The organism is Labedella phragmitis (assembly GCF_004078635.1).
GTDB lineage: Bacteria > Actinomycetota > Actinomycetes > Actinomycetales > Microbacteriaceae > Labedella > Labedella phragmitis.
Genome location: NZ_RZNB01000003.1, coordinates 364,809 through 387,172 on the forward strand (window position 1 = coordinate 364,809; position 22,364 = coordinate 387,172).

The following is a 22,364-nucleotide window of genomic DNA, read 5'->3' on the forward strand; positions in this document are numbered from 1 at the left end:
TCCGGGCTCAGCCCGCTGCCGGCGGGTGGCGGACATCCGCCATGAACCGCTGCACGTCCGGATCGACGATGATGTCGGACGGTCGCAGGGCTCGTGTCAGGTACAAGCCGTCGAGCGACGTCAACCGCGACAGCGCGACGTAGGTCTGACCCGGGCTGAAAGCGCGTTGACCGAGGTCGACGACGGCTCGGTCGTAGGTCTTCCCCTGGCTCTTGTGGATCGTCACGGCCCACGCGAGGCGGAGGGGGAACTGGGTGAACTCGGCGACGATGTCGCGTTTCAACTGCTTCGTCGTGGCCGAATAGCTGTAGCGATACCGCTCCCACGTGGCGGGTTCGACGTCGAACTCCTCGCCGTCGACCTCGACGCGGACGTTCCCCTGGATCCGCGTGACCGTCCCGATCGTGCCGTTCACCCAACGCATGCCGCGCTCGCCCGCCGTGTCGTTGCGGAGGAACATCACCTGCGCGCCGACCTTGAGGGCGAGCGCCTCCTCCGCGGGGAAGTTGCGACCGCCGAAGTCGCCGCTCACCTCGGCGTTCGCCGTGAGTGCTCGACCCGGGAGCCGTTCGAGCGCGACGCGGTTGATGCGCGTGACGGCGTCGTTGCGCGACGCGAGGGTGATGACGCCGTCCTCCGGCGGGGTGCGCGCTCCCGTCGTGTTGAGGACGCCGGCGATCTCCGCGGTCACCTGGCCGTGGCGCACGGCGTTCAGCATGAAGCGGAAGTCCTCGTCCTGCTGCCGGTGCACCTGACGGAGCTCGACGATCCGGAGGTCGGCGTCGCGCCACACCTTCGCATCGAAGAACCACATCGAGCGGTAGGTGTCGGCGAAGTACGCCCGCTCGTCGCCGTCACCCGGAACGGGGGCGAGCTGGTACGGATCGCCGAACATCACGACCTGGACGCCGCCGAACGACTCGTGCGGCCGCTGCCGCGCCTGGCGCAGGCTGCGGTCCATCGCGTCCATGAGGTCGGCGTTCACCATGGACACCTCGTCGATGACGAGCGTCTCGATCGCGTTCAGGAGCTTGCGGAGCTGGTCGTTCTGGTCGATCGGGTGATCCGCGATGACCCCGATGGGGAGCCGGAAGAGGGAGTGGATCGTCTGGCCGCCGACGTTGAGCGCCGCGACGCCCGTGGGCGCTGCGATGACGATCGACTTCGACGTGTTCCAGGAGAGGTGGTTGAGGAGTGTCGACTTCCCGGTGCCCGCGCGCCCGGTGACGAAGACGTGCTCCATCGTCGTCTCGATGAGGTCGAAGACCTCCTGCTGCTCGGCCGAGAGGGGTACAGCCTGCACGTGCGCCCCTCCTGTCCGCGAGCCGCGCTCCGCAGCCCTTCCCATCTTAATCGACGGCCCTCGTCCCGTTCCCCTGGGCGCGCGAGCCGTGCGGGACGGTCGTCAGCGACTCGGCGTGGCGTCGCGGTCGGCGAGCTTGGCGAGCCTCGCGTTGTACTCCTTGAGCTCCGCGTCGTCGTCGCGATCCGCCGCCCGATCGACGCGCTTCTGCTCCTTCGTGTCGTTGCGCCCCCACTGGATCGCCACGACGATCGCGAGGATGACGGTCGGGATCTCGCCGATGCTCCACGCGATGCCGCCTCCGACGATCTGATCCTCCATGGGCGTCGCGCCCCACGTGCGGCCCATCGCGCCGAACCAGTCGGCGAGGAAGAGCCCGTGCGACGACATGATCGTGAGGCCGAAGAACGCGTGCGACGCCATCGTGGCGAGCAGGAGGAACAGCCGGAGCGGGTAGGACAACCGGTGCGGGATCGGATCGATGCCGATGAGTGACTGCACGAACAGGTAGCCCGTCGCGAGGAAGTGCGCGATCATCCACTGGTGCCCGATGTGGTCGGTCATCGCCCAGCGGAAGACGGGTGTGAAGTAGAAGACCCACAGCGACCCCGCGAAGAGCACGGCGGCCACGATGGGGTGGGAGAGGACCGTCGCATAGCGCGAGTGCACCGCGAGCAGGATCCACTCCCGAGCACCGCGGGAGTCGTCCTGCCGCTTCCGGATGGCGCGCATCGCGAGCGTCACGGGGGCGCCCGGCACGAGCAGGATCGGTACCGCCATGGCGAGCAGCATGTGACCGAGCATGTGGATGCTGAAGAGGTACTGCTGGTAGACGTTGACGACGCCGCTCGTCACCCAGAACAGCAGGACGATGCCCGCCATCCACGACAGCGTGCGGAGCACGGGCCACGAGTCCCCGCGGCTACGCAGCCGGACCACGCCCGCGAGGTAGAAGAAGACCGCGAAGGCACAGAACAGCCCCCACAGGATGTCGATGTTCCACGACGTGATGTAGCCCATGGGCGTGAGCTCCGGTGGGAGCGGCTCGTCCGTGAGCACTTGCGCCGGTGTCTGCACCGTCGGGGCGGTCTCCGCCTCCGCGACGGGCGTCGCCGTGCGTGCGAGAGCCGACGCGACGCCGGATGCCACTCCCATGAAGCCCAGTTCGGCGACCGCGATCCACCAGAACCGTGCGCGCTCCCGCCCGGAATCCACCATGCGGCGCAAGAGGATCGACCGGTAGGAGGCACCGAACAGTCCGAGGACGACGAGCGCCGCGACCTTGACGACGACGAGAAGCCCGTACGGCGTCGCGAGGCGGTCGAGGCTGCCGACCCGCAGCTCCGCACTCGCGTAGCCGGACACCGCGACGACGACGAAGCACACGAGCGCGAGCGTCGAGTAGCGGGCGAGGACCTCGGGGAGGCGACCGGCCGCGAGAGTCGGCCGGATGAGGACGAGGGCGAGGAGACCGCCGAGCCACACCGCGGCGAAGAGCAGGTGGAGGCCGAGCGCCGTGATGGCTGCGTCATGACCGGCGCTTCCCGCCGCATGACCCTGTTGAGCCATGGGCAGGAGGCTCACGGCTGCGAGGACGCCGACGAAGAAGAGCGCCGTGAGATTGCGGACGGCGAAGCACAGCACCGTGACGGTCGCGGCGAGCAGCGTCGTCGTGAGCCAGGCCTGACCGGCCTCGACCTCGGTGAGGAAGAAGCCGAGCCTCACGCCGAAGTCGTCGTCGATCGCGAAGGGCGTGTTCGTCACGACGAGGAACGTGAAGAACCCGGTGAGTCCGGAGGCGACGGTGAGGACGGCCGCGCTCGCCGAGGCGACGTCGAGCGTCTTCGCGAATTCGTCCCGACCCGGGCCGAGAGCGAAGAGCGCGAGCACGATCGCCCCGAGGACGCCGGCAGCGCCGAGGTTGACGAACATCTTCGCGAGAGGAAGTCCCCATCGCGCCACGGGACCCGGGTCACCGATCGAGATGGGGGCGGCTCCCCCGCCGAAGGCGAGGGCCGCGACGAGCGCGAGGATCCCGACGAGCACGAGCACGGCAGGCCCGAGGATGCGCGTCGTTCGATTCACTCCTCAAGCGTACGCGCTGCCGCCTGACGGTCCGCCCGACACGGGCCGCCGCCACCCATCGCCGTCTCCCGGACGCCTCGATGGGGCGGCCGGCGCGACGCGCCGACCGCCCCATCGAGGCGTCTGTGGAGCCGAGACTACTTGACGGCGGCCTTGAGCTTGGAGCCCGCCGAGACCTTGACCGAGTGGCCGGCCGCGATCTGGATCGTCTCACCCGTCTGCGGGTTGCGACCCGTGCGAGCGGCACGCGACGTGCGCTCGACGGCGAGCCAGCCGGGGATGCTGACCTTCACGTCGTTGCTGACCGAGTCAGCGAGAACCGAGAACAGAGCGTCGAGGACGCCGCTCACCGCAGCCTGGCTCTGGCCCGACTCCGAAGCGATCTTTGCAACGAGCTCGGTCTTGTTAAGCGACTTATCAGCCATGAAGTGTCCTCCTAAGGACCTTGTTACGAAGTACAGTCGTTTTCTCCTGTAGCGGCCACCGACCGTTTCAGCGCGGCGACCGGTCTCTCGACCGCCTCGAATGTAACAGAAATCCCCGTGATTACGCGGAACTACGCGCTCTACGACGAGATAGCCCTCGGCGTGTCGGCTCTCGGCGCGCCCATCCGGAGCCGCCGGAGCGGTCCCCGACCCGATCGTCGAGGGGTATCGGCGCACCGAGCGACGCGACCGCCCGTCAGGGCGGTCGCATCCGGCGGACTCGGTCAGTCGCCGCTCGAGACGGCGCCGACGAGGTACTGTCCGCCGGAGTCGAGCACGCGCACCTGGACGGAGAACTCCCGGTCACCGGTCGTGAATGCGCATGCGAACTCGGCGCCGGCAGCGGCGCTCGGTTCCTCGGGGCACGAGACGTCACCGACGTCGGGCAGACCGAACTCGTCCTCGAGAACGCCCTGGACGCCGTCCTCGACGGATGCTCCGGTGAAGACGGGTCGCACGAACTGACCCGTCGCGGCGAGCGTGATGAGGGCACCGACGGCCGCCCCGGCGAGAAGACCGATCGTGGCGGCTCCCCACGAGAATCGGCGCTTCCTCGACGTGTCAGCGGGCGATCCGGGAGACGTGGCGGAACCCGGCTGTTGGCTGTAGTGCCCGAATCCCGGCGTCGCGGAGTGCTGCTGCCCGGGTCCTGCGGCGTACTGGACCGGGTATCCCTGGCCCGGCGCACCCGCCTGCCCGGGCTGAGAGGCCGAGTCCTGCAGGGCACCCGGGGTCGACGGCACCGGCTGACCGCCGGGGGCGCCGAAGCGCTCGGTCGGAGCGGTGGAAGCGGGATACCGCGCGGTCGGCACGTCGGTCGGGGGCGCCGAGCGGTTCGGTTGATGCGCCGACGGCGGGGCGTAGGGACCGGGCTGCTGGTACGGCGCCGCTCCCGTCGGGTGCTGCGTCGGAGCACCGTTCTGCTGACGGGGAGCCGTCGGGGCCGGCGCGTTCGCACCGCCCGACGGCTGCTGATTCCACCACGGCTGCTGTCCCGGAGCCTGACCACCCGATTGCTGCGAGTGCGGCTGCTGCTGGCTCGGCTGCTGCGGGTGCGGCTGCTGAGAGGGCGGCTGCTGAGGGGTCGGCTGCTGCGCGTTCGGTTGCTCGGCACCCCGGTAGTGCGATCCGGCGGTGGGCTGCTGCCACATCGGCTGCTGCCCCGGCGCCTGCACCGGCGGCTGAGGCTGCTGCGGGTGTCCCGGCGACGCCGCCGGTGCTCCCTGAGCGTCATCACGTTCGGTCACCGGCTGAACGGGCACGTGCCCGGGCAGTCCCGGCTGCTGACCTTCCGCGCCCGTCGGCGTGCGGTCGTCACTCATCTCTCAACCTCTGGATCTCTTCGTAGAAGGTGTCGACGTCGGCCTCGGCGATCGTCGTGACGTCGAAGGGGGATGGCGCCTCTGGGATCTCGTCGGGGTCGACGGCTCCCGTGGACGTGAACCCGACGAGAAGGCGGCCGGCATCGCCGCCGAGCGCGGCGGAGAGCTCGAGCGCGGAGAATCCGCCCTCCGCATCGCTCTCGATCGTGATGGTCGCCGTGGCTCCCTCGTCGACGTCGTCGGGATCGACGAGGCCGGCCGGAAGCGCGAGGACCTCCGATTGGGCGACGATGTTCGCGAGCGACGTCGTGACGCTCGCACGAGACGTGCCGTCGTCCTCTGTCGTGAGGTCGTAGATCGCCGCGGTCTCGCCGTCTCCGGCCTCGAGCGCGGCGGTCGCGCCGCAGAACACCCGTTGGGCGGGGAGGGCGCACGGGTCGTCGCTCGCGCCGATGACGGTCGGGACCTCCGTCCACAGCGTGGGGCTCAACTCCGAGAACAGCGAGCCGAGCAGGAGGAAGTCGGTGTCGGAGCCGCCCTCGTGGTAGACGTCGATCGTGTCGCCCTCACGACTCGAGCTCTCGCGCACGACCACGGTCGCCGGGTCTCCCACCAGCACGATGTCGCGTGTCAGGTCGAACTCGTCCGAACCGCCGACCGTGGAGACGTACTCGAGTCCCGCGACGTCCGATCCGGCGGTGAACTGATCCGATGCTGCCGTGAAGCGCTCGTCGAAGACCGACTCGAGGAAGGTCTGCCGCGCAGCGGTGTCGGCGTGCGCCTCACCGTCGACCTCACGCGTGGCGCACCCGCTCGCGCCCAGGACGACGGCACTGAGGGCGATGCACCCGACGATCGCGCGCCGACGGGAGCGGCTCACGCGCCCCCTCCGGCCTGGTTGTACAGGGCGAGCGCGACCTCGCCGAGAGCGGCGCTCAGCATCTGGCCGCCGCCACCGCGGGAGTTCGAGCCGATGAGGTACCCGGCTCCCGTCGTGGAATCGAACTTCGTGAGCCACGCGCCGCCGGAGCAACCACCCGTCATGTCGCAGTTCAGGACGTAGTCGTTGGTGTACCGGTCCGCGACGTTGCTCGCCGAGCAGTAGCGCTGAGACAGCCCGTCGAAGGGCGGCGCCGCGGGGTAGCCGATCGAGAGCACGCCGTCGAGTTCACCGCCGAACGAGATGCCCTGGCCGCCCGTGACGTCCTGGATCTGCTGCCCGTCCTCGCCCGGATCCATGCTGAGGAACGCGAAATCGTAGTACCAGCCGTTCCCTGCTGTGCGGCCGGTCGCGTCGGCCTCGGCCTGTTCGATGAACTGGGTGGGCGCGAAGATCTTGTTGGCGTACCAGATGCCGTACGGCGTCTCCTCCATCTGGTTGCGATCGGCCGGCACGAACTGCAGCTTCTGCGCATAGCGCTTGCCGAACGCGTCGTAGACGCAGTGTGCGGCGGTCGCGACCATGTTCTTTCCGGCGGACGTGACGACCGTCGCGGAGCACACGTACGCCGTCCGGTCGTCGAAGGCGCCGTAGAGTCGGCCGTGGACCTGCCCGGAGAGCCCCGGCGCTGCGAAGGGGTTGCCGGCCGAGGAGTCCTGGAGGCTCTCGGGATCGACAGCCTCAACGGGACCCGTCGTGGGATCGACGAACACGCCCGTCGGGTTGTCCGTGAGCGCTTCCTCGCCCTCGGGCGGAGGCTCGTACTCCGGAGCGCTCGCGTTCGAGGCGTTGTCGTCCCAGAACTCGTTGGTGGCACCCGGGTCGCTGTCGATGTCGACGGATTCCCCGGCCGCGAGGATGTCGACGTTGATGCCCGGAGGCCGGTCGGCGGGCACCGCTTCTCCGTCGACGGTCACCGTGCACGCGGTGAGGCCGGCCGCCGTGAGCAGCATGGCCGCGAGCACCGCGAACCCCCTGAATCTCCGAGTGCTGGGCATGCTGCGATGCTAACAGCCGGGTGCGACACCCCCCAGGGGGAGAAGTCCCCCGTGCCGGGATGCCACGGGGTCGGCATCGGCCGGCACCCCGCCGGAACGACGACGGCCGGCCCCCGAGGGGACCGGCCGTCGTGTCACGCCCGATGGGGCGGGTGGTGCGATGCTTACCAGCTCGACTTGGTGATACCGGGCAGCTCGCCTCGGTGCGCCATGTCGCGGAAACGCACACGCGAGATGCCGAACTTCGAGAGGTGTCCACGGGGACGACCGTCGATCGCGTCGCGGTTGCGGAGGCGGATCGGCGACGCGTCGCGCGGCAGCTTCTGCAGGCCGAGACGAGCGGCCTCGCGGGCCTCGTCGGTGGCGTTGGGGTCGACGAGCGTCTTCTTGAGCTCGAGGCGCTTCGCGGCGTAGCGCTCCACGATGACCTTACGCTGGTCGTTCTTGGCGATCTTGCTCTTCTTGGCCATGGTTTAGCGCTCCTCTCGGAAATCGACGTGCTTGCGGATGACGGGGTCGTACTTCTTGAGCACGAGACGGTCGGGGTCGTTGCGACGGTTCTTCTTCGTCACGTAGGTGTACCCCGTGCCGGCCGTCGAACGGAGCTTGATGATGGGACGGACGTCCTGCTGCTTGGCCATGGTTAGATCTTCTCCCCACGTGCGAGCAGGTCCTTCACGACGGACTCGATGCCACGGGCGTCGATGACCTTGATGCCCTTGGCGGACAACGTGAGGGTGACGTTACGGCGAAGGGACGGCACGTAGTAGGTCTTCTTCTGAACGTTCGGGTCGAAACGACGCTTGGTGCGCCGGTGCGAGTGCGAAATGTTGTGTCCGAAGCCGGGAACGGCTCCGGTCACCTGGCACACTGCTGCCATTGGTAATCTCCTGTCGATACCGCGGAACGAGTGTTCCGCCCAAGATCTCTTGTCGGCGTGACTCAACCCCCTGATCGTGCTGGTGGGATGATGCTGAAGAGGGTTGTCACACGTGCATGGGCGAAAGGAGTCCGCCCAGCCAAAGAGCCATCCTACACGAGGGACCGGCTCGCGGCGAACCCCGCTACGACTCCGGCTTCGCCGCGATCGCCGCCCCCGAAAGCGTGGCACTCCAAGAGGGACACGCGGGACCGGCTCGAGGTGGGCCAGGATCGTGTGGTGCCCGATACAGCCCCCGTGACCGTCGTGCCCGCCCCCACCTCGCCGTACGCGCCGATCGCCTACCCGCCCGCCGCCGCGAGGCCCGCGGCCGCCGACGGCTCCGTGTCGGCACGCGCTCTCGGCATCGGCTCGCTCGTGCTCGGTGTGCTCGCGGTCGTCGGCGCGGCGGTCCCCATCGTCAACCTCGCGAGCGCCGGACTCGCGGTCGCGGGAACGGGCCTCGGCATCGCCGCGCTGTTCCTCCTCTCGCGGGGGCGCGGCGTGGCGCTCGCCGGGACGATCACGAGCGTCGTCGCGCTCGTCGTCTCGGTCGCGCTCGCGCTCGTGTACTCGGGTTTGATCGCGGCCGCGACATCGGCCGCGCTCTTCAGCGGCGGCTACGTCGACGAGTCCGTGAAGGAGACGATCGCACCGATCGACGACGCCGCCGGGGCCGGAACCTTCGATGCGCCCGTCGCGCTCGGCGAGACCGTCGTGGTGACGCGTGACGGCGAGGCGCGGTGGGAGATCACCCTCACGAGTGCGACCTACGACGCTCTCGGTGAGGTGGAGGAGGCCAACGCGGGCGTCGACGTCGAGGGCGACCTCGACGGCGGGCTCGAGCAGTACGCCTACCTCTCCGCCGAGATCACCTACCTCGGCGAGGGGTCCACGCCCCTCTCCAGCGAGCTGTACGTCGCCTTCGCGCCCACGGCCCACGTCTTCTATTACACCGGCGAGGTGCCGGCGCGCGCTCCGGGGACGGACCTCGCCCTCACGGACGACATCGCGTCGGGCGAGACGGTGAGCGGGAACTTCCTCGTCGCCCTGCCGCCCGCTGCGGAGGCGACCGGCCGGTGGACCGTGAGCGGGGAATGGACGGACTCCGTCTACATCGCCGCAGAGTGAGGGCGACGCGGATCTCCCCCGCCGGGGAATGCGCGGGGCGCCGCAGAGCGTTGCCCCCCTTCGTGCCCATCTCCATCGGAATGCTCTCGTGACCTCGACCGACGAGGAGGTCGGCTTCCGATCGGCTCGAGGCCCCGTCCTCATCGCCCTCATGCTCGCGACGGGACTCATCGCGATCGAGTCGACGATCATCGCCACGGCGGTGCCGTCGATCGTGTCCGACCTCGGCGGCTTCGCGCAGTTCCCGTGGCTCTTCTCGGTCTATCTGCTCGCGCAGGCCGTCTCCGTACCGGTGTACGCGAAACTCGCCGACACCGTCGGGCGCACGCCGATCATCCTCACGGGCATCGGCCTCTTCCTCCTCGGCTCGATCCTCTGCGGGTTCGCCTGGGACATGACGTCCCTCATCGTCTTCCGCGCCGTCCAGGGCCTCGGCGCCGGTGCCGTCCTGCCCGTCTCCGTCACGATCGCGGGGGACATCTACACCGTGCGGGAGCGCGCGAAGGCACAGGGATACCTCGCGAGCGTCTGGGCGATCTCGTCGGTCGCCGGTCCGACGCTCGGCGGCCTGTTCTCGCAATACCTCGACTGGCGCTGGATCTTCTTCGTCAACATCCCGCTGTGCCTCGTGGCCGCGTACATGCTGCGTCGGCACCACAAGGAGACGATCGAGCGGACCCATCACCGCGTCGACGTGGCCGGGGCGAGCGTCCTCACCGTCGGGCTGACACTCGTGATCCTCGCGGTCCTCGAGGGCGGGAACGCCTGGGACTGGTTTTCCTGGCAGAGCCTCACGGCCTTCGGAGCCGGTGCCGTGCTGCTCGTGATCTTCGGGTTCATCGAGCAGCGCGCCGCCGAACCGATCCTCCCGCTCTCGATCTTCCGCCGTCGCCTCATCACGACGACGTCGCTCATCTCGCTCGGCGTCGGCGCGATCCTCGTGGGACTCACGTCGTTCGTCCCGACCTTCCTCGAGGTCTCGGCGGGCGCGACACCCCTCATCGGCGGCCTCGCCGTCGCGGCGCTCACGATCGGCTGGCCCATCACGGCGTCGCAGTCCGGGCGGATCTACCTGCGCGTGGGATTCCGGCCGACGGCCCTCATCGGGCTCGTGACGTCGGTCGTCGGCGCCGCGCTCCTCTGGTCGACGGCCGGTTCACCCGACGCGATCCTCGTCGCCGTGTCGTGCTTCGTCGTGGGCCTCGGGCTCGGTCTCGTCGCGACCCCGACGCTCATCGCCGCGCAATCGTCCGTCGAGTGGGAGGAGCGCGGCGTCGTGACGGGAGCGAACATGTTCATGCGCTCCATCGGGAGCGCCGTCGGCGTCGCCGTCTTCGGAGCGATCGCGAACTCGGTGATCGCTCGGTCGGGTGGCCCGGAGTCCGCGGCGGCCGTGCAGTCCGGCTCGAGCGCGGTGTTCCTCGCTGTCATCGTCGCCGCAACGCTCACGATCGCAGCGGGCATCGTGATGCCCGCTGTTCGGGCGCCCTCCGCCTAGACGCCGCTCACATCCCGGCGGACTCGGACACAGCCGGAGCCGCGGGCGTACCGCCGACCGTGCAGGAGAAGATGCCGTCGTACTGGTTGCCGTCCGGGTCCGTCACCGTGCCGATGAGATCGACGAGCCACTCGGAACCGCTCTGCCGCACGACCTCCGGGCTGTACGGATTCCACGTCGCCGAGTCCGGGTCGAGGCCGTCCGCCGCCGTCTTGTCGCGGTGGAAGTCGATGCAGGCCGCATAGGCACGCTCGGGCGTCCACGCGACGGCCGGAGTGGTCGGGGTCGGCGTCGCGGACGGCGACGTCGAGGGTGGGGCGGACTCCGACGGGTCGGCGCTCGACGGCGTCGGCGTTCGCGTCGTCCCGCCCGCGGTCGCCGACCGTGTCGGTTCAGGCGACCCGCCCGTGCACCCGGCGAGCGCGAGCCCCGCGACGAGCACGATCGACACCATCAACGGACGCTTCGACATCTGACCCCTGCACTTCCCCCGGCGGGACTGCCACCGCCGTCTCGCCAGGCTAACCGCGAGCCCGCTCAGTCCGTCGGCGGACGCGCGCACCACGGAAGGTCGAAGCCGGGAATCGTCGCCTCGACCTCGGCGGACTCCCGATCGATCACGAGCGTGGAGACGCCGCGCGGCATCGGCAGGATCGGGTACAGGTCGGAGCCGAGCTCCGCGCGATCGCGCGCCTCGACGACGGCGATGTACTGTCCGTTCGGCGACGCGCAGACCTGCAGGATCGACGTGCCCCCGTCGTCGACGCCGTAGAGCTGTCGCGAGGTGCCGTTCCCGACGACCTCGACCGATTGGCTCAGGGAGTTCGTGGCGGGGTCGTACTGCGAGTAGATGCGTGCGTAGCCCGTCGCCGAGAGGGAGGCGAGCTCGCCGGGGTTGCCCGTGAGGTCCGGGGGCACCGGGAAGGGGCTCTCCTCGCCCGTCAGCAGGTCGACCTCGACGATCGCATCCGTCCGTTCGATGATCGCGGTCTGCTCGTCGACGACGAAGCCGTGGATGAAGAGGGCGTCGCCGAGCAGTACCGGATCACCGGGGGTGAGCGCGTCGGCGACGACGAGCTCGTCGGCGAAGGTGCGCACGAGGACCGACGTGGTCGACGGGACGAAGGACCACTGCGTGACGTTCGTCTCCTCGGAACCCGTGGCCTCCACGCGTTTCGGCGGCTCGTCCGTCTTGATCTGGAGCACGAAGAGGCCGCTCTCGATGCTCGTCTCGGTCCCCGCGTCCTGGGAGTAGAGGAAGCCGACGAGGAACTGGCGGGCCGACGACTGCAACTGCTCGACGCGACCGTCGCCCGGGAGCGGGATCTCCGTCGGCTCCCCACCGGACAGGGGGACGGAGAGCAGTCGGGAGTGGTCCTCGTCGGTGATCGTCGCGACCACGAGCTCCTCCCCCACGACCTCGAACTGCTGGATGCGCGGCGCGGAGAAGACGGACTCGCCCTCGTCGCCCGAGATGTCCGTGCGGCGGATGTGGTCGTCCCCCGTGTCGTCGCGCTCGAGGATGTAGAGGGGCGGCTCTCCCGTCGTGAACGTGTAGGCGAAGTCGGAGACGGGAGCCGATCCGGGCGACCGCACACCGGCGATCGCCACCTCATAGGTGGTGTCGTACGCGAGCACCGCGTCGAAGCGGATGAGGATCGCCGTGCCCTCCGTCTGCACCGTGACCGGCACGTCGGGCGTGATCGCCACGTCGTCCGGGGAGACCTCGCGAACCGGTCGGTCCGCGTAGAGGATGAGGCGCGCGCCCGAGTCCGCGACGGTCGACGACACGTCGATGTCGGCTCTCGCGAGCTGGGGTCCCTGCAGCAGACCGACGGCCCCGGCCCCGACGGCGATCACGAGGAGCGCGCCGAGGGTCGCAGCGAGCGTGCGCCGGAACGCGGACCGCCGCCGAGCCGCCGAGCGTTGGGCACGTCCGCCAGCGGGCGGCCCCGCCGCGCGCTCAGTACTCATACGGGACGTCCGGCTCGGCCATGGGATCGACGGAGGCGGGAGCCACCGAGACGGGGCTCCCCGCCGACGCATCGGGAGCGACCGCGAAGGCGCCGTCGACCGCGACCCACGACCCGACCTCGAAGCGCTCGTCCCACCCGGGTGAGTAGACCGTGACGCCGACGGGCTGCGCGTCGATCGCGCAATGGCTCACGACGAAGCGCGTGAGGACGAAGGAGTCCTCGGACTCCTCACTCGGGGTGACGAACCCGATCGCCTCGAACGGCGTCGCGATGAGGCTCTCGGGGTGGGTGCTCTGTCGCAGGAGTGCGGCCCACTCCCGCAATCCGTAGGTGGAGTAGTCGGCGTCCGCGGTGAGCACGACGGTCTGATCGACCGGATCCGTGAGCAGGGTGCTCGCGTTCACGTCGCGGATCTCGGCGACCGCCGCGCTGATCGCGCGGGGCGGCAGGACGAGGAACGCGAGGGCGAAGGCCGCGCAGAACACCGCGGTCACGGCACCGAGAACGCCCGACAGCGCCCGCCGACGGGGGCGCGGGTCGCCCGACAGCGCGGACGTCGTGCCGTCGGCCTCGTGCAGCAGCGCCTCGAGATGCGGGTGGTCGTGGTCGTGCGCGTTGTCGTGGTCGCCTGTCGTCCGCGGTCGTGCGAGTACGGCGAGGCTCAGAACGATCGCGATGCCCGACATCGCGACGATGAAGGGCGTGTTCCCCGGGTTCACGTAGATCGCGAGCTGACCGGTGACGGCGAGCCAGACCGCGCAGACGCTCATCACGAGGATGAGCCCGGCGCCGAGCCACCGGGATCCCCGCTCCGTCGTGGCGTCCGTCCGGTCGTGGATGTGGTCAGCCGACAAGGTTCACCACCAGACCGAGTGCTCCCGTGAACAGGATCGCGACGAGCGTGATCTGAGCGAGGGTCTTCGTCGTGAAGGTCGTCCGCATGAGGGCGAGGAGCTTCACGTCGACGACGGGACCGAGCACGAGGAACGCGACGATCGCACCGGGGAGGAACGTCGAGCCGAAGCTCAGGACGAAGAAGGCGTCGACGTTCGAGCAGATCGAGATGACGAGCGCGAGCAGCATGAGCGCTGCCACCGACAGGACGGGGTTCGTGCCGAGCGCCACGAGGGCGGCCCGGGGGACGAGCACTTGGACGGCACCCGCGATCGAGCAGCCGATGATGAGGGCCGGCATGACCGCGCGCGCCTCGGTCTGGAACTGCTCGACGCTCTGGCCGAGGCGGGTCCCGTGCGAGTGCTCCTCGCGGCGGCACGCCTCCTCGAAGGCCGGAGTGAGGAGGGAGCCGGGGCGCGGGTGCCGGCTGTAGATCCAGCCGATGAGGTTGGCGAGCACGAATCCGCCGAGGATGCGCCACACGAGGATGCCGCTGTCCCAGCCGAAGGCCGCATGCGTCGTGACGATGACGATCGGGTTGAGGATCGGCGCCGCGATGAGGAAGGTGATCGACTCGGGCACGGTGAACCCGCGCATGATGAGGCCGCGCGCGAGCGGCACGTTGCCGCACTCGCACACGGGCAGGAACATGCCGAGGAGCGAGATGCACGCACGCCGGAGGAACGGCTGACTCGGGAGGAAGCGCTCGATCACGCCGGCCGGCAACCACACCTGCACGAGGATCGAGAGGAGCACGCCGAGGACGACGAAGGGCAGCGACTCGATGAGCACGCTCAGCGTGAGCGTGAAGAAGTCGCTGAAGGCCTGGGGGACGTCGAGCCGCTCGGGGCTCAGGAGCCGGATCGCGACGAGGACGACGAGGACGATTCCCGCGCCGATCGCGGGAGCGCGCCAGGAACCGGCCGGATTCCGCGGCGAAGCGGCGACGTGCCCCGACGGCGGCGCCGTCGCGGTCGATCTCGTGGGTTCGGCTGGCACCAGTCCAGGGTAACCGCCGTGACAACGATGCTCCCCGTGAGCGGAGATCGATCGCTCGGTCGCCGCACGCCGTGACGTTCGTCCGCTGCGAGGTCGGCACCCGACGATGTGTCGAACGGCCGGAGTACCGACTAGACAAATTGACATTTGTCAGGACAAATGGACGGAACTAACGTGGTCACCGACGCGACCAGTGTCCACGACCGCCCCTGTGAGAGAGATCATGACGACCGACACCCCCACCGACCTCCCCGTCGTCCCGCACTGGATCGACGGAGCCGAGTCCCCCTCCACGAGCGGTCGCACCGCTCCCGTCTTCGACCCCGCCATCGGCGTCGCGACGAAGCGCGTCGCCCTCGCCGACCAGGCGGAGATCGAGAAGGCCATCGCGTCGGCGAACGCCGCCTTCCCCGCGTGGCGCGACATGTCGCTCGCGAAGCGCCAGAACATCCTCTTCGCCTTCCGTGAGCTCCTCAACGAGCGCAAGGGCGAGCTCGCCGAGATCATCACGAGCGAGCACGGCAAGGTCGTCTCCGACGCGCTCGGCGAGATCGCTCGCGGCCAGGAGGTCGTCGAGTTCGCGACGGGACTCGCCCACCACCTCAAGGGCGAGTACTCGGAGCAGGTCTCGACGGGCATCGACGTCTACTCGACGAAGCAGCCACTCGGCGTCGTCGGCATCATCAGCCCCTTCAACTTCCCCGCGATGGTCCCGGCCTGGTTCTTCCCGATCGCGATCGCGGCCGGCAACACGGTCGTGCTGAAGCCGAGCGAGAAGGACCCGTCCGCCGCCATCTGGATGGCGAAGCTGTGGAAGGAGGCCGGGCTGCCCGACGGCGTCTTCACGGTCCTCAACGGCGACAAGGAAGCCGTCGACGGCCTGCTCACGCACCCCGACGTCCGCGCGATCTCCTTCGTCGGTTCGACACCGATCGCCAAGTACGTGTACGAGACGGGAACGGCGCACGGCAAGCGCGTGCAGGCGCTCGGCGGGGCGAAGAACCACATGCTCGTCCTCCCCGACGCCGACCTCGATCTCGTGGCGGACAGCGCCATCAATGCGGGCTTCGGCTCGGCGGGCGAGCGGTGCATGGCGATCTCGGTCGTGGTCGCCGTCGAACCGGTCGCCGACGATCTCATCGCGAAGATCGGCGAGCGCATGGCGACGCTCACGGTCGGCGACGGTCGCCGCTCGTGCGACATGGGCCCGCTCGTGACCGAGGTGCACCGCGACAAGGTCGCCTCCTACATCGGGATCGCGGAGGAGGACGGCGCGACGGTCGTCGTCGACGGCCGCGGCATCGAGGTCGACGGCGACCCGAACGGATTCTGGCTCGGACCGACGCTGCTCGACAACGTCCCGACCACCTCGCGTGCCTACACCGAGGAGATCTTCGGACCGGTGCTCTCCGTCGTGCGCGTCCAGTCGTACGAGGAGGGCGTCGCGCTCATCAACGGCGGCGCGTTCGGCAACGGCACGGCGATCTTCACGAACGACGGCGGAGCGGCCCGCCGCTTCCAGAACGAGGTCCAGGTCGGCATGATCGGCATCAACGTACCGATCCCCGTGCCCGTCGCGACGTTCTCGTTCGGCGGCTGGAAGGACTCGCTGTTCGGCGACACGAAGGCGCACGGCGCGGAGGGCGTCAAGTTCTTCACGCAGCAGAAGGCGATCACCTCCCGCTGGCTCGACCCGAGCCACGGCGGCATCAACCTGGGCTTCCCCCAGAACTGACCCCATTGATTTGGCGATGGTGCGCGTCGTTACGCGCACCATCGCCGAATCAATGTTCCGGGGGGAGGAGGTGGAGCGAGGTCCAGAGTTCGGAGCGTGACGGGAACGCACCGAGATCGACGCCGAGCAGCGACTCGAGGGACGCGATGCGGTTGCGCAGCGTCTGACGGTGGATTCCGAGCTCCTTCGCCGACGGGTCCCATGCGCCGTTGTGGCCGAGCCACACGGTCGCCGTCCGCACTGCGGCTTCCCGTTCCGCCTCCGGCAGGGCCAGCAACGGCGCGAGGAAGCGGCGCGCGAGCGTCTCCGCTCCGCTCGCCTGCAGCAGCCCGAGCATGCCCTCCTCCGCGAGTCCCTCGAACCGCACGACGAGCCGGTCGGCACTCGCGCGGGCGGCGGCCTGACGGGCCTCGGCGAGCCCGCGTGGCAAGTCGTCCCACTCGATCGGCGCGGACAGACCGACCGGCGCACCGTGGCGGGCGAGGACGCGCTCGAACGCGGACCCGCTCGACTCGGCGGCAGCGCTCACGACGGCGACGACCTCGTCGTCCCGCTGCGCCACGAAGACGCGACCGGCGTCCTCGCCCGCGAGGAGGTCCAGCTCGTCGAGCAGCGACCGCCCCTCATCGATTCCCGTGAGCACCGCGACCCGCACGGGCGCTTCGGGCAACCGACCCCCTAATCGTTGCGCCGTGCGGCTCGCGACGTCGATGACGCCGGACAGCAGCAGTTCGAGGAGCCCCGAACGCAACTGCCGCCGCGCGGTCTCGACGGTTCGGCTCTGCTCGAGGGCGATGCTCGCGAGCGCGATCACGCTCGCGACGAGATCCGTCTCGGCGGCGTCGAGCGGCGCGGCGGTCCCGACGACGAGCGCGCCTCGGATGCGTCCGCGTTGCCCCACCGTCTGTACCGTGACCGCCTCAGCGCCGACGATGACGCGAGCGCTCGACCGGTTCCCGCGCGCGAGCGCCGCGTGAACGGCCTCCTCGACGACGGGAGCCGCCTCGGCCGGCATGGGAATGCGCGTCCGGACGTCGATGCGGTTCCCGAGCGGGTCGAAGAGGGCGACCCAGCATCCGAGCCGCCGCTCGAGCTCCTCGAGGATCGCTCCGAGGGCGTCGGGGCGGAGGGCCGCGCGTGCGATCGCGCGCTGCGCCGCGAGTGACCACTCGAGCCGTTCGCGCTGGTCGGCCGCGAGCACATCGGACACCGACCGGATGATGCTCATGAAGGGCGTCCGGTCGGCGACCTCGAGGAGCGGCAGAGCCCCGCGGGCGCACGCGTCGATGAGGACTCCGGGGATCTCGTCGTGCACGATGCCCGTCGCGAACCCAAGGGCGCGCGTGCCGCTCCCGACGAGTCGCGTCACGTACGCGTCGACGTCGTCGCGCCGGGAGTCCGCACCGAAGTGGGTCCCGTCGGTCAGCAGGAAACCGCCGGGTTCGAGCCACGGCGTCGGATCCACGAGGTCGGAGTTGTGCGCCCACAGCAGCGGCTCGTCGAGGACGGAGGACGCGTCGTCCGCGCCGGCGACGAGACGCAACCGGAACGCGGGCGTCGCGAGGAGGGCTCGGAGCGTCGTCGGCATGGCACCTCCGATGCTCGCTTTGTCGATTCTGAACCGATGGTATCGACAAATCCGCCACGCGTCCCGCGTGCCGACACGCTTACATGGAGATACCCATCGCACCGAAGGACAGGTTCACCATGACCACCACCGCCTCGCCGACCGCAGCGACGAACGCCTCCGTCTCGGCGAGCGACCGCTCCTCCGTCTTCCACTCCTGGTCGGCGCAGGGCTCGCTCGCTCCCCTGCCCATCGCCGGTGGTCTCGGATCGACCGTCTGGGACGTCGACGGGCGCGAGTACCTCGACTTCTCGAGTCAACTCGTCAACGTCAACATCGGCCACCAGCACCCCCGGGTGGTCGCCGCGATCCAGGAGCAGGCCGCCCGCCTCACGACGGTCGCGCCCGCTCACGCGAACGAGACGCGGGCGGAGGCCGCTCGCCTCGTCCTCGACCGTGCTCCCGAGGGATTCTCGAAGGTCTTCTTCACGAACGGCGGCGCCGACGCCAACGAGAACGCCATCCGCATGGCGCGCCTCGTCACGGGCCGCGACAAGGTCGTCTCCCACTACCGCTCGTACCACGGCAACACCGGAGCGGCGATCGTCGCGACGGGCGACTGGCGGCGCATGCCGAACGAATTCGCCCGCGGCCACGTGCACGTCTTCGGCCCCTACCTGTACCGCTCCGAGTTCTGGGCGGACTCCCCAGAGCAGGAATCGGAACGCGCGCTCCGCCACCTCGAGCGCGTCATCCAGTCCGAGGGGCCCGACACGATCGCCGCGATCCTCCTCGAGACCATCCCCGGCACCGCCGGCATCCTCGTCCCACCGCCCGGGTACCTGTCCGGGGCGCGTGCGCTCGCAGACCGCTACGGCATCCTGCTCATCCTCGACGAGGTCATGGCGGGCTTCGCCCGGACGGGCGAGTGGTTCGCGTTCGACGCCTTCGACGTGCGTCCCGACCTCATCACGTTCGCGAAGGGGGTGAACTCCGGCTACGTGCCCGTCGGCGGCGTCGTGATCTCCGACCCGATCGCCCACCACTTCGACGAGCGTGTCTTCCCGGGCGGACTGACCTACTCGGGCCACCCCCTCGCGGCCGCGAGCGTCGTCGCGACGATCAACGCCATGGCGGAGGAGGGCGTCGTCGAGAACGCGAAGCGCATCGGGGCGGACGTGCTGGGACCGGCGCTCCGCGAGCTGTCCCGCCACGAGGTCGTCGGAGAGGTCCGCGGCACCGGTGTCTTCTGGGCCGTCGAGCTCGTCGCCGACCGTGACGCGCGCACTCCGCTCGAGGCCGCCCGGATGGGGTCGCTCAAATCCGACCTGCTCGCGCGAGGTCTGCTTCCCTTCACCGCCGAGAACCGGCTGCACGTCGTGCCGCCGGCCGTCGTCACGGACGAGGAGGCCCGGCGGGGGGTCGCGATCATCGACGAGGCGCTCGCGGCGCTCTGATCCGAGCCGACGCAGACGACGGAAACGGCCCGGGCTCCGGCGAGTCCGCCGCGGAACCGCCGGAGCCCGGCGCAGGGTGGCGCACGAGGCGCGTTCGCCCCCCGGAGCGACTGTCACGACGTGGCACGCATCGTGTCGACCCGACCCGGGGGATCCGAGGCGTAGGATCGTCGGCGTGAATCCCTTCCCGTCCCCCACGATGCCCGTCGGGTGTTCGGAGGTCGTCGGCGTCTCGTTCGCCGACATCAGGTAACGCTGTCTCCCGGTGAACGCGAGCGCTCCGCGCCGCGCCCGGGTCGCTCCGCCCACCCGTCGGGTGCGTGTCGGCGCGGCCCGCCCTCCCCGATCCACCGGTCTCGCCGCCCGTCGGGCGCGAGTCCAGACAGCAAAGGCACTCTCATGCTCCCCCTCACGGAGAAAGACATCCGCTCCTCGTTCGTCAACGCCTCGCAGCGCGAACGTAAGGAGCTCATCCTCCCGCCCCAGCTCGACGAGCTCGACTGGGACCGTCGCGACTTCCTCGGTTGGCGCGACCCGAAGGTCCCGGCCCTCGGTTACGTCGTCGCCCACGTCGACGACACGCCCGTCGGCGTGATCCTCCGCCAGAGCGGCGACCGGCCCGGTGCTCGAGCGCAGTGCTCGTGGTGCGAGGACGTGACGCTCCCCAACGAGGTCGTCCTCTTCAGCGCTCGACGCTCGGGTGCCGCCGGCCGGAACGGCGACACCGTCGCGACCCTCGCGTGCGCTCACTTCGAGTGCTCGAGGAACGTGCGCGTCCTGCCGCCGTCCGCGTATCTCGGTTTCGATCGCGAGGCGGCGCGATCGCACCGCATCGACGTGCTCCGCGAACGGGTGCGGAGCTTCGTCACCGATATCGCGAGGGACGCGACCGACCGCTGATCTCGGCGGCCGGTCGGCCTCTAGGCCCTCGCGCCCCTCGCTCGCGGCGGGCGCGAGGGCCGAGCCCCTTTCGGGCGCGCGCGGAAGCGCAGTCAGCGCAGCGCGGCGGCCTTCGCCGTGCACTCCGCGCACAGACCGAAGATGTCGACGACGTGCTGGGCCTCGGTGAAGCCGTTCTTCGATGCGACGGAGACGGCCCACCGCTCGACCTCGTTCGCCTCGATCTCGACAGTCAATCCGCACGAACGGCAGATGAGGTGGTGGTGGTGGCCCGACGTCTCGCATGCACGGTAGAGGCTCTCGCCCTCGGGCGATTGGAGGGAATCGGCGGCGCCGTCCACGGCGAGGTCCGCGAGCGCGCGGTACACGGTCGCAAGGCCGATCGGGGAACCCCCGCCCTTCAGGTGGGAGTGCAGCGCCTGCGCACTGATGAAGCCGTTGGTCTCATCGAGCGCCTCACGCACCGCTTCGCGCTGCCACGTGTTCCGCTTCGCCATGCCCATCACTCCTCGGCCGTCTGCCCGTCCCTCCCAGGATAGTCGCGCGGCGCGCCGTCGGTCCCGGCTCCCGGCGGAGAGCGCCGCGCGAACGCCGGGGCGCGCTCGGGACGGACGCCCACACCGACGATGGCGGCCGGGACGACCGCGAGGGCAGGCGCGATCCGGAGCAGGGCGAGCAGCGGCGCCGGCGCCCGCAGCGCCGACCCGGTGCGCAGCATCCGTCCGAGCGGGACGTGCATCGCCCGCTGCAGGGCCTGCGTGAGGACCGTGGGCAGCCTCCGTCGCCTCTCGACCGCGGCCACGCGACGATCGCTGAGCGTGCGCGAGAGGAGGGGTCCGGCGAGCAGACGGGCCGTCGCGACACCGTCCTGCACCGCCAGGTTGATGCCCACCCCGCCCATCGGCGACATCGCGTGGGCCGCATCGCCGATGCAGAGGAAACCGCTCGTGTACCAGCGGCGCACCCGGCTCAACCGCACGTCGAGCATCTTCACGTCATCGAACGAGACCGCTCCGACCGCGTCGGCGAGTTCGGGGACGGCGAGCGCGAGATCGGCACGGAGCGCCTCGATGCCCCGCGCGCGCAACGACGCATCGGCTCCCTTGGGGATGAGGTGCGCGACCTGGGCGTAGCCGTTCCGAGGGATCACGATGAACGGCCGGCCGCCAGCGCTGCGGGGCAGGAGGGCGGCCCCGATCCCGCGGGCCGTGGGGATCCGGAACCACCACACGTCGATGTTCATGGGGAACTCGCGAACGGCGAGCCCGGCCGCCGCACGGGCGACGGACCAGCGCCCGTCCGCTGCGATCGTGACATCGGCTCGCAACTCGTGCTCCCCCACCGGCGTCGAATACCGCACACCCGTGACGCGGGTCCCGTCACGTCCGCCGCGGAGCAGGCCCGTCACCTCCGCGTTCATCTCGAGCCGGAATGCAGGCTCCCGCGCCCCGGCCTCCGCGAGGAGAGACAGCAGATCCCACTGCGGCGCCATCGCGACGTATGGGTGCGCCAGCGGCAGTCGAGTGAAATCCGCCACGGTCACCTGCTCACCGCTCGCCGTCGGCAGCCGGACGCGTTCGATGCGGCTGTGCGCGACGGCGTCGAAGGCGGGGAACAGCCCGAGTTCGTCGAGCAGGCGCAGAGTGGAGGGGTGCACCGTGTCGCCGCGGAAGTCGCGCAGGAAGTCGCCGTGCTTCTCGAGCACCGTGACCTCGACTCCGGCCCGGGCGAGCAGCAACGCCGTCACGATCCCGGCGGGACCCCCGCCGACCACGACGCATGTCGTCCGTTCGTGTCGATCGTGCTGTTCGCCGGCCATCATCGCATCCGCCCGAGAGGCCGTTCGGCCGGCCCCGTCGGAACAAGAATGGCGCAGCTTCAGGACGCCGACAAGAGTCGGTCCCGGGTTCCGATGAGCCGCCGGGGCGCCCGGACGGGCCCCCGTTGCCACGCGCTGCGCACGGCGTCCTCGGCGTCGGTGCGCCGCGAGAACGAACCGAGCCGACCTCCGATGCCGTCGAACGCGAGGTACGCGTCTCCGATGCGCTCGACGATTCCCGCGTGCGATTCCCCCTCGTGCGTCGACCCGATCGCAACCCAGAGCCGTGCATCGGGGTGGGCCCAGACGAGCGACGGAACTGCAGACATCGAGAGG

The 22,364-nt window shown here is 70.1% G+C and carries 22 protein-coding genes; 5 read left to right on the forward strand and 17 right to left on the reverse strand.

The features are described 5' to 3' along the window. Positions 1 to 7: 7 nt before the first annotated feature. The 9 genes from ELQ90_RS09810 to rpmB all read right to left on the reverse strand — a co-directional run bounded on the left by ELQ90_RS09810 (position 8) and on the right by rpmB (position 8,013). Positions 8 to 1,303 (reverse strand): ATP-dependent DNA helicase, encoded by a 1,296-nt coding sequence (locus ELQ90_RS09810; RefSeq protein ID WP_128495073.1) that lies wholly within the window; start codon positions 1,301 to 1,303, stop codon positions 8 to 10. A gap of 102 nt (positions 1,304 to 1,405) precedes the next feature. Beyond that, entirely contained in the window at positions 1,406 to 3,388 is a 1,983-nt protein-coding gene (locus ELQ90_RS09815; protein ID WP_208020617.1) for a bifunctional copper resistance protein CopD/cytochrome c oxidase assembly protein, read from the reverse strand. Between the two features lie 137 nt (positions 3,389 to 3,525). Further along, on the reverse strand, positions 3,526 to 3,813 hold the full coding sequence (locus ELQ90_RS09820) for an HU family DNA-binding protein (RefSeq protein WP_106562368.1): 288 nt from the start codon (positions 3,811 to 3,813) through the stop codon (positions 3,526 to 3,528). 284 nt (positions 3,814 to 4,097) lie between these two features. After that, on the reverse strand, positions 4,098 to 5,195 hold the full coding sequence (locus ELQ90_RS09825) for a DUF4333 domain-containing protein (protein WP_128495074.1): 1,098 nt from the start codon (positions 5,193 to 5,195) through the stop codon (positions 4,098 to 4,100). Continuing rightward, positions 5,188 to 6,075 carry a hypothetical protein gene (locus ELQ90_RS09830; protein WP_128495075.1) on the reverse strand — a complete coding sequence of 296 codons (888 nt, stop codon included), beginning with the start codon at positions 6,073 to 6,075 and terminating at the stop codon, positions 5,188 to 5,190. The genes ELQ90_RS09825 and ELQ90_RS09830 overlap by 8 nt, the downstream gene beginning before the upstream one ends. Next, positions 6,072 to 7,133: a trypsin-like serine peptidase gene (locus ELQ90_RS09835; protein WP_128495076.1), complete on the reverse strand. Its 1,062-nt coding sequence runs from the start codon at positions 7,131 to 7,133 to the stop codon at positions 6,072 to 6,074. The genes ELQ90_RS09830 and ELQ90_RS09835 overlap by 4 nt, the downstream gene beginning before the upstream one ends. 164 nt (positions 7,134 to 7,297) lie before the next feature. Further along, positions 7,298 to 7,603, reverse strand: coding sequence for a 30S ribosomal protein S14 (gene rpsN / locus ELQ90_RS09840; RefSeq protein WP_128495077.1), 306 nt, complete (start codon positions 7,601 to 7,603; stop codon positions 7,298 to 7,300). Between the two features lie 3 nt (positions 7,604 to 7,606). Further along, positions 7,607 to 7,774: a 50S ribosomal protein L33 gene (rpmG, locus tag ELQ90_RS09845; protein ID WP_022897487.1), complete on the reverse strand. Its 168-nt coding sequence runs from the start codon at positions 7,772 to 7,774 to the stop codon at positions 7,607 to 7,609. 2 nt (positions 7,775 to 7,776) lie between these two features. Further along, complete coding sequence (rpmB, locus tag ELQ90_RS09850; protein WP_027464952.1) at positions 7,777 to 8,013, reverse strand: 50S ribosomal protein L28; 237 nt, start codon at positions 8,011 to 8,013, stop codon at positions 7,777 to 7,779. Between the two features lie 279 nt (positions 8,014 to 8,292). On the opposite strand from rpmB, the gene ELQ90_RS09855 reads away from it, so the two are divergent. Together ELQ90_RS09855 and ELQ90_RS09860 are read left to right on the forward strand one after the other, a co-directional pair. Continuing rightward, a complete protein-coding gene (locus ELQ90_RS09855) occupies positions 8,293 to 9,183 on the forward strand; it encodes a hypothetical protein (protein WP_128495078.1) in 891 nt (296 codons plus the stop codon). A gap of 88 nt (positions 9,184 to 9,271) precedes the next feature. Beyond that, positions 9,272 to 10,681, forward strand: coding sequence for an MFS transporter (locus tag ELQ90_RS09860; RefSeq protein WP_243696109.1), 1,410 nt, complete (start codon positions 9,272 to 9,274; stop codon positions 10,679 to 10,681). 7 nt (positions 10,682 to 10,688) lie between these two features. Here the strand turns inward: ELQ90_RS09860 and ELQ90_RS09865 are convergent, their stop codons facing one another. The 4 genes from ELQ90_RS09865 to ELQ90_RS09880 form a co-directional block, all read right to left on the reverse strand. Beyond that, on the reverse strand, positions 10,689 to 11,135 hold the full coding sequence (locus ELQ90_RS09865) for a hypothetical protein (protein WP_128495080.1): 447 nt from the start codon (positions 11,133 to 11,135) through the stop codon (positions 10,689 to 10,691). 83 nt (positions 11,136 to 11,218) lie between these two features. Continuing rightward, a complete protein-coding gene (locus ELQ90_RS09870; protein WP_128495081.1) occupies positions 11,219 to 12,655 on the reverse strand; it encodes a hypothetical protein in 1,437 nt (478 codons plus the stop codon). Continuing rightward, positions 12,645 to 13,511 carry a TIGR03943 family putative permease subunit gene (locus ELQ90_RS09875; protein WP_128495082.1) on the reverse strand — a complete coding sequence of 289 codons (867 nt, stop codon included), beginning with the start codon at positions 13,509 to 13,511 and terminating at the stop codon, positions 12,645 to 12,647. Before ELQ90_RS09875 ends, ELQ90_RS09870 begins: the two co-directional genes overlap by 11 nt. Next, positions 13,501 to 14,550: a permease gene (locus ELQ90_RS09880; RefSeq protein ID WP_424980808.1), complete on the reverse strand. Its 1,050-nt coding sequence runs from the start codon at positions 14,548 to 14,550 to the stop codon at positions 13,501 to 13,503. The genes ELQ90_RS09875 and ELQ90_RS09880 overlap by 11 nt, the downstream gene beginning before the upstream one ends. 223 nt (positions 14,551 to 14,773) lie before the next feature. Here ELQ90_RS09880 and ELQ90_RS09885 point away from each other — a divergent pair, with 223 nt between their 5' ends. Then, positions 14,774 to 16,285, forward strand: coding sequence for a CoA-acylating methylmalonate-semialdehyde dehydrogenase (locus tag ELQ90_RS09885; protein ID WP_128495084.1), 1,512 nt, complete (start codon positions 14,774 to 14,776; stop codon positions 16,283 to 16,285). A 49-nt stretch (positions 16,286 to 16,334) separates the two neighbouring features. Here the strand turns inward: ELQ90_RS09885 and ELQ90_RS09890 are convergent, their stop codons facing one another. After that, on the reverse strand, positions 16,335 to 17,873 hold the full coding sequence (locus ELQ90_RS09890; RefSeq protein ID WP_128495085.1) for a PucR family transcriptional regulator: 1,539 nt from the start codon (positions 17,871 to 17,873) through the stop codon (positions 16,335 to 16,337). Positions 17,874 to 17,992: 119 nt separating this feature from the next. Here ELQ90_RS09890 and ELQ90_RS09895 point away from each other — a divergent pair, with 119 nt between their 5' ends. Together ELQ90_RS09895 and ELQ90_RS09900 are read left to right on the forward strand one after the other, a co-directional pair. Beyond that, positions 17,993 to 19,309: an aspartate aminotransferase family protein gene (locus ELQ90_RS09895; RefSeq protein WP_128495086.1), complete on the forward strand. Its 1,317-nt coding sequence runs from the start codon at positions 17,993 to 17,995 to the stop codon at positions 19,307 to 19,309. Between the two features lie 399 nt (positions 19,310 to 19,708). After that, positions 19,709 to 20,209 carry an FBP domain-containing protein gene (locus ELQ90_RS09900; protein WP_128495087.1) on the forward strand — a complete coding sequence of 167 codons (501 nt, stop codon included), beginning with the start codon at positions 19,709 to 19,711 and terminating at the stop codon, positions 20,207 to 20,209. Positions 20,210 to 20,301: 92 nt separating this feature from the next. Here the strand turns inward: ELQ90_RS09900 and ELQ90_RS09905 are convergent, their stop codons facing one another. Genes ELQ90_RS09905 through ELQ90_RS16605 form a run of 3 tightly spaced genes read right to left on the reverse strand, consistent with a single transcriptional unit; the run spans position 20,302 to position 22,357 of the window. Further along, positions 20,302 to 20,706 (reverse strand): Fur family transcriptional regulator, encoded by a 405-nt coding sequence (locus ELQ90_RS09905; RefSeq protein ID WP_128495088.1) that lies wholly within the window; start codon positions 20,704 to 20,706, stop codon positions 20,302 to 20,304. 5 nt (positions 20,707 to 20,711) lie between these two features. After that, entirely contained in the window at positions 20,712 to 22,160 is a 1,449-nt protein-coding gene (locus ELQ90_RS09910; RefSeq protein WP_208020618.1) for an FAD-dependent oxidoreductase, read from the reverse strand. Beyond that, entirely contained in the window at positions 22,088 to 22,357 is a 270-nt protein-coding gene (locus ELQ90_RS16605; protein ID WP_166408969.1) for a hypothetical protein, read from the reverse strand. The genes ELQ90_RS09910 and ELQ90_RS16605 overlap by 73 nt, the downstream gene beginning before the upstream one ends. Positions 22,358 to 22,364: the final 7 nt, after the last annotated feature.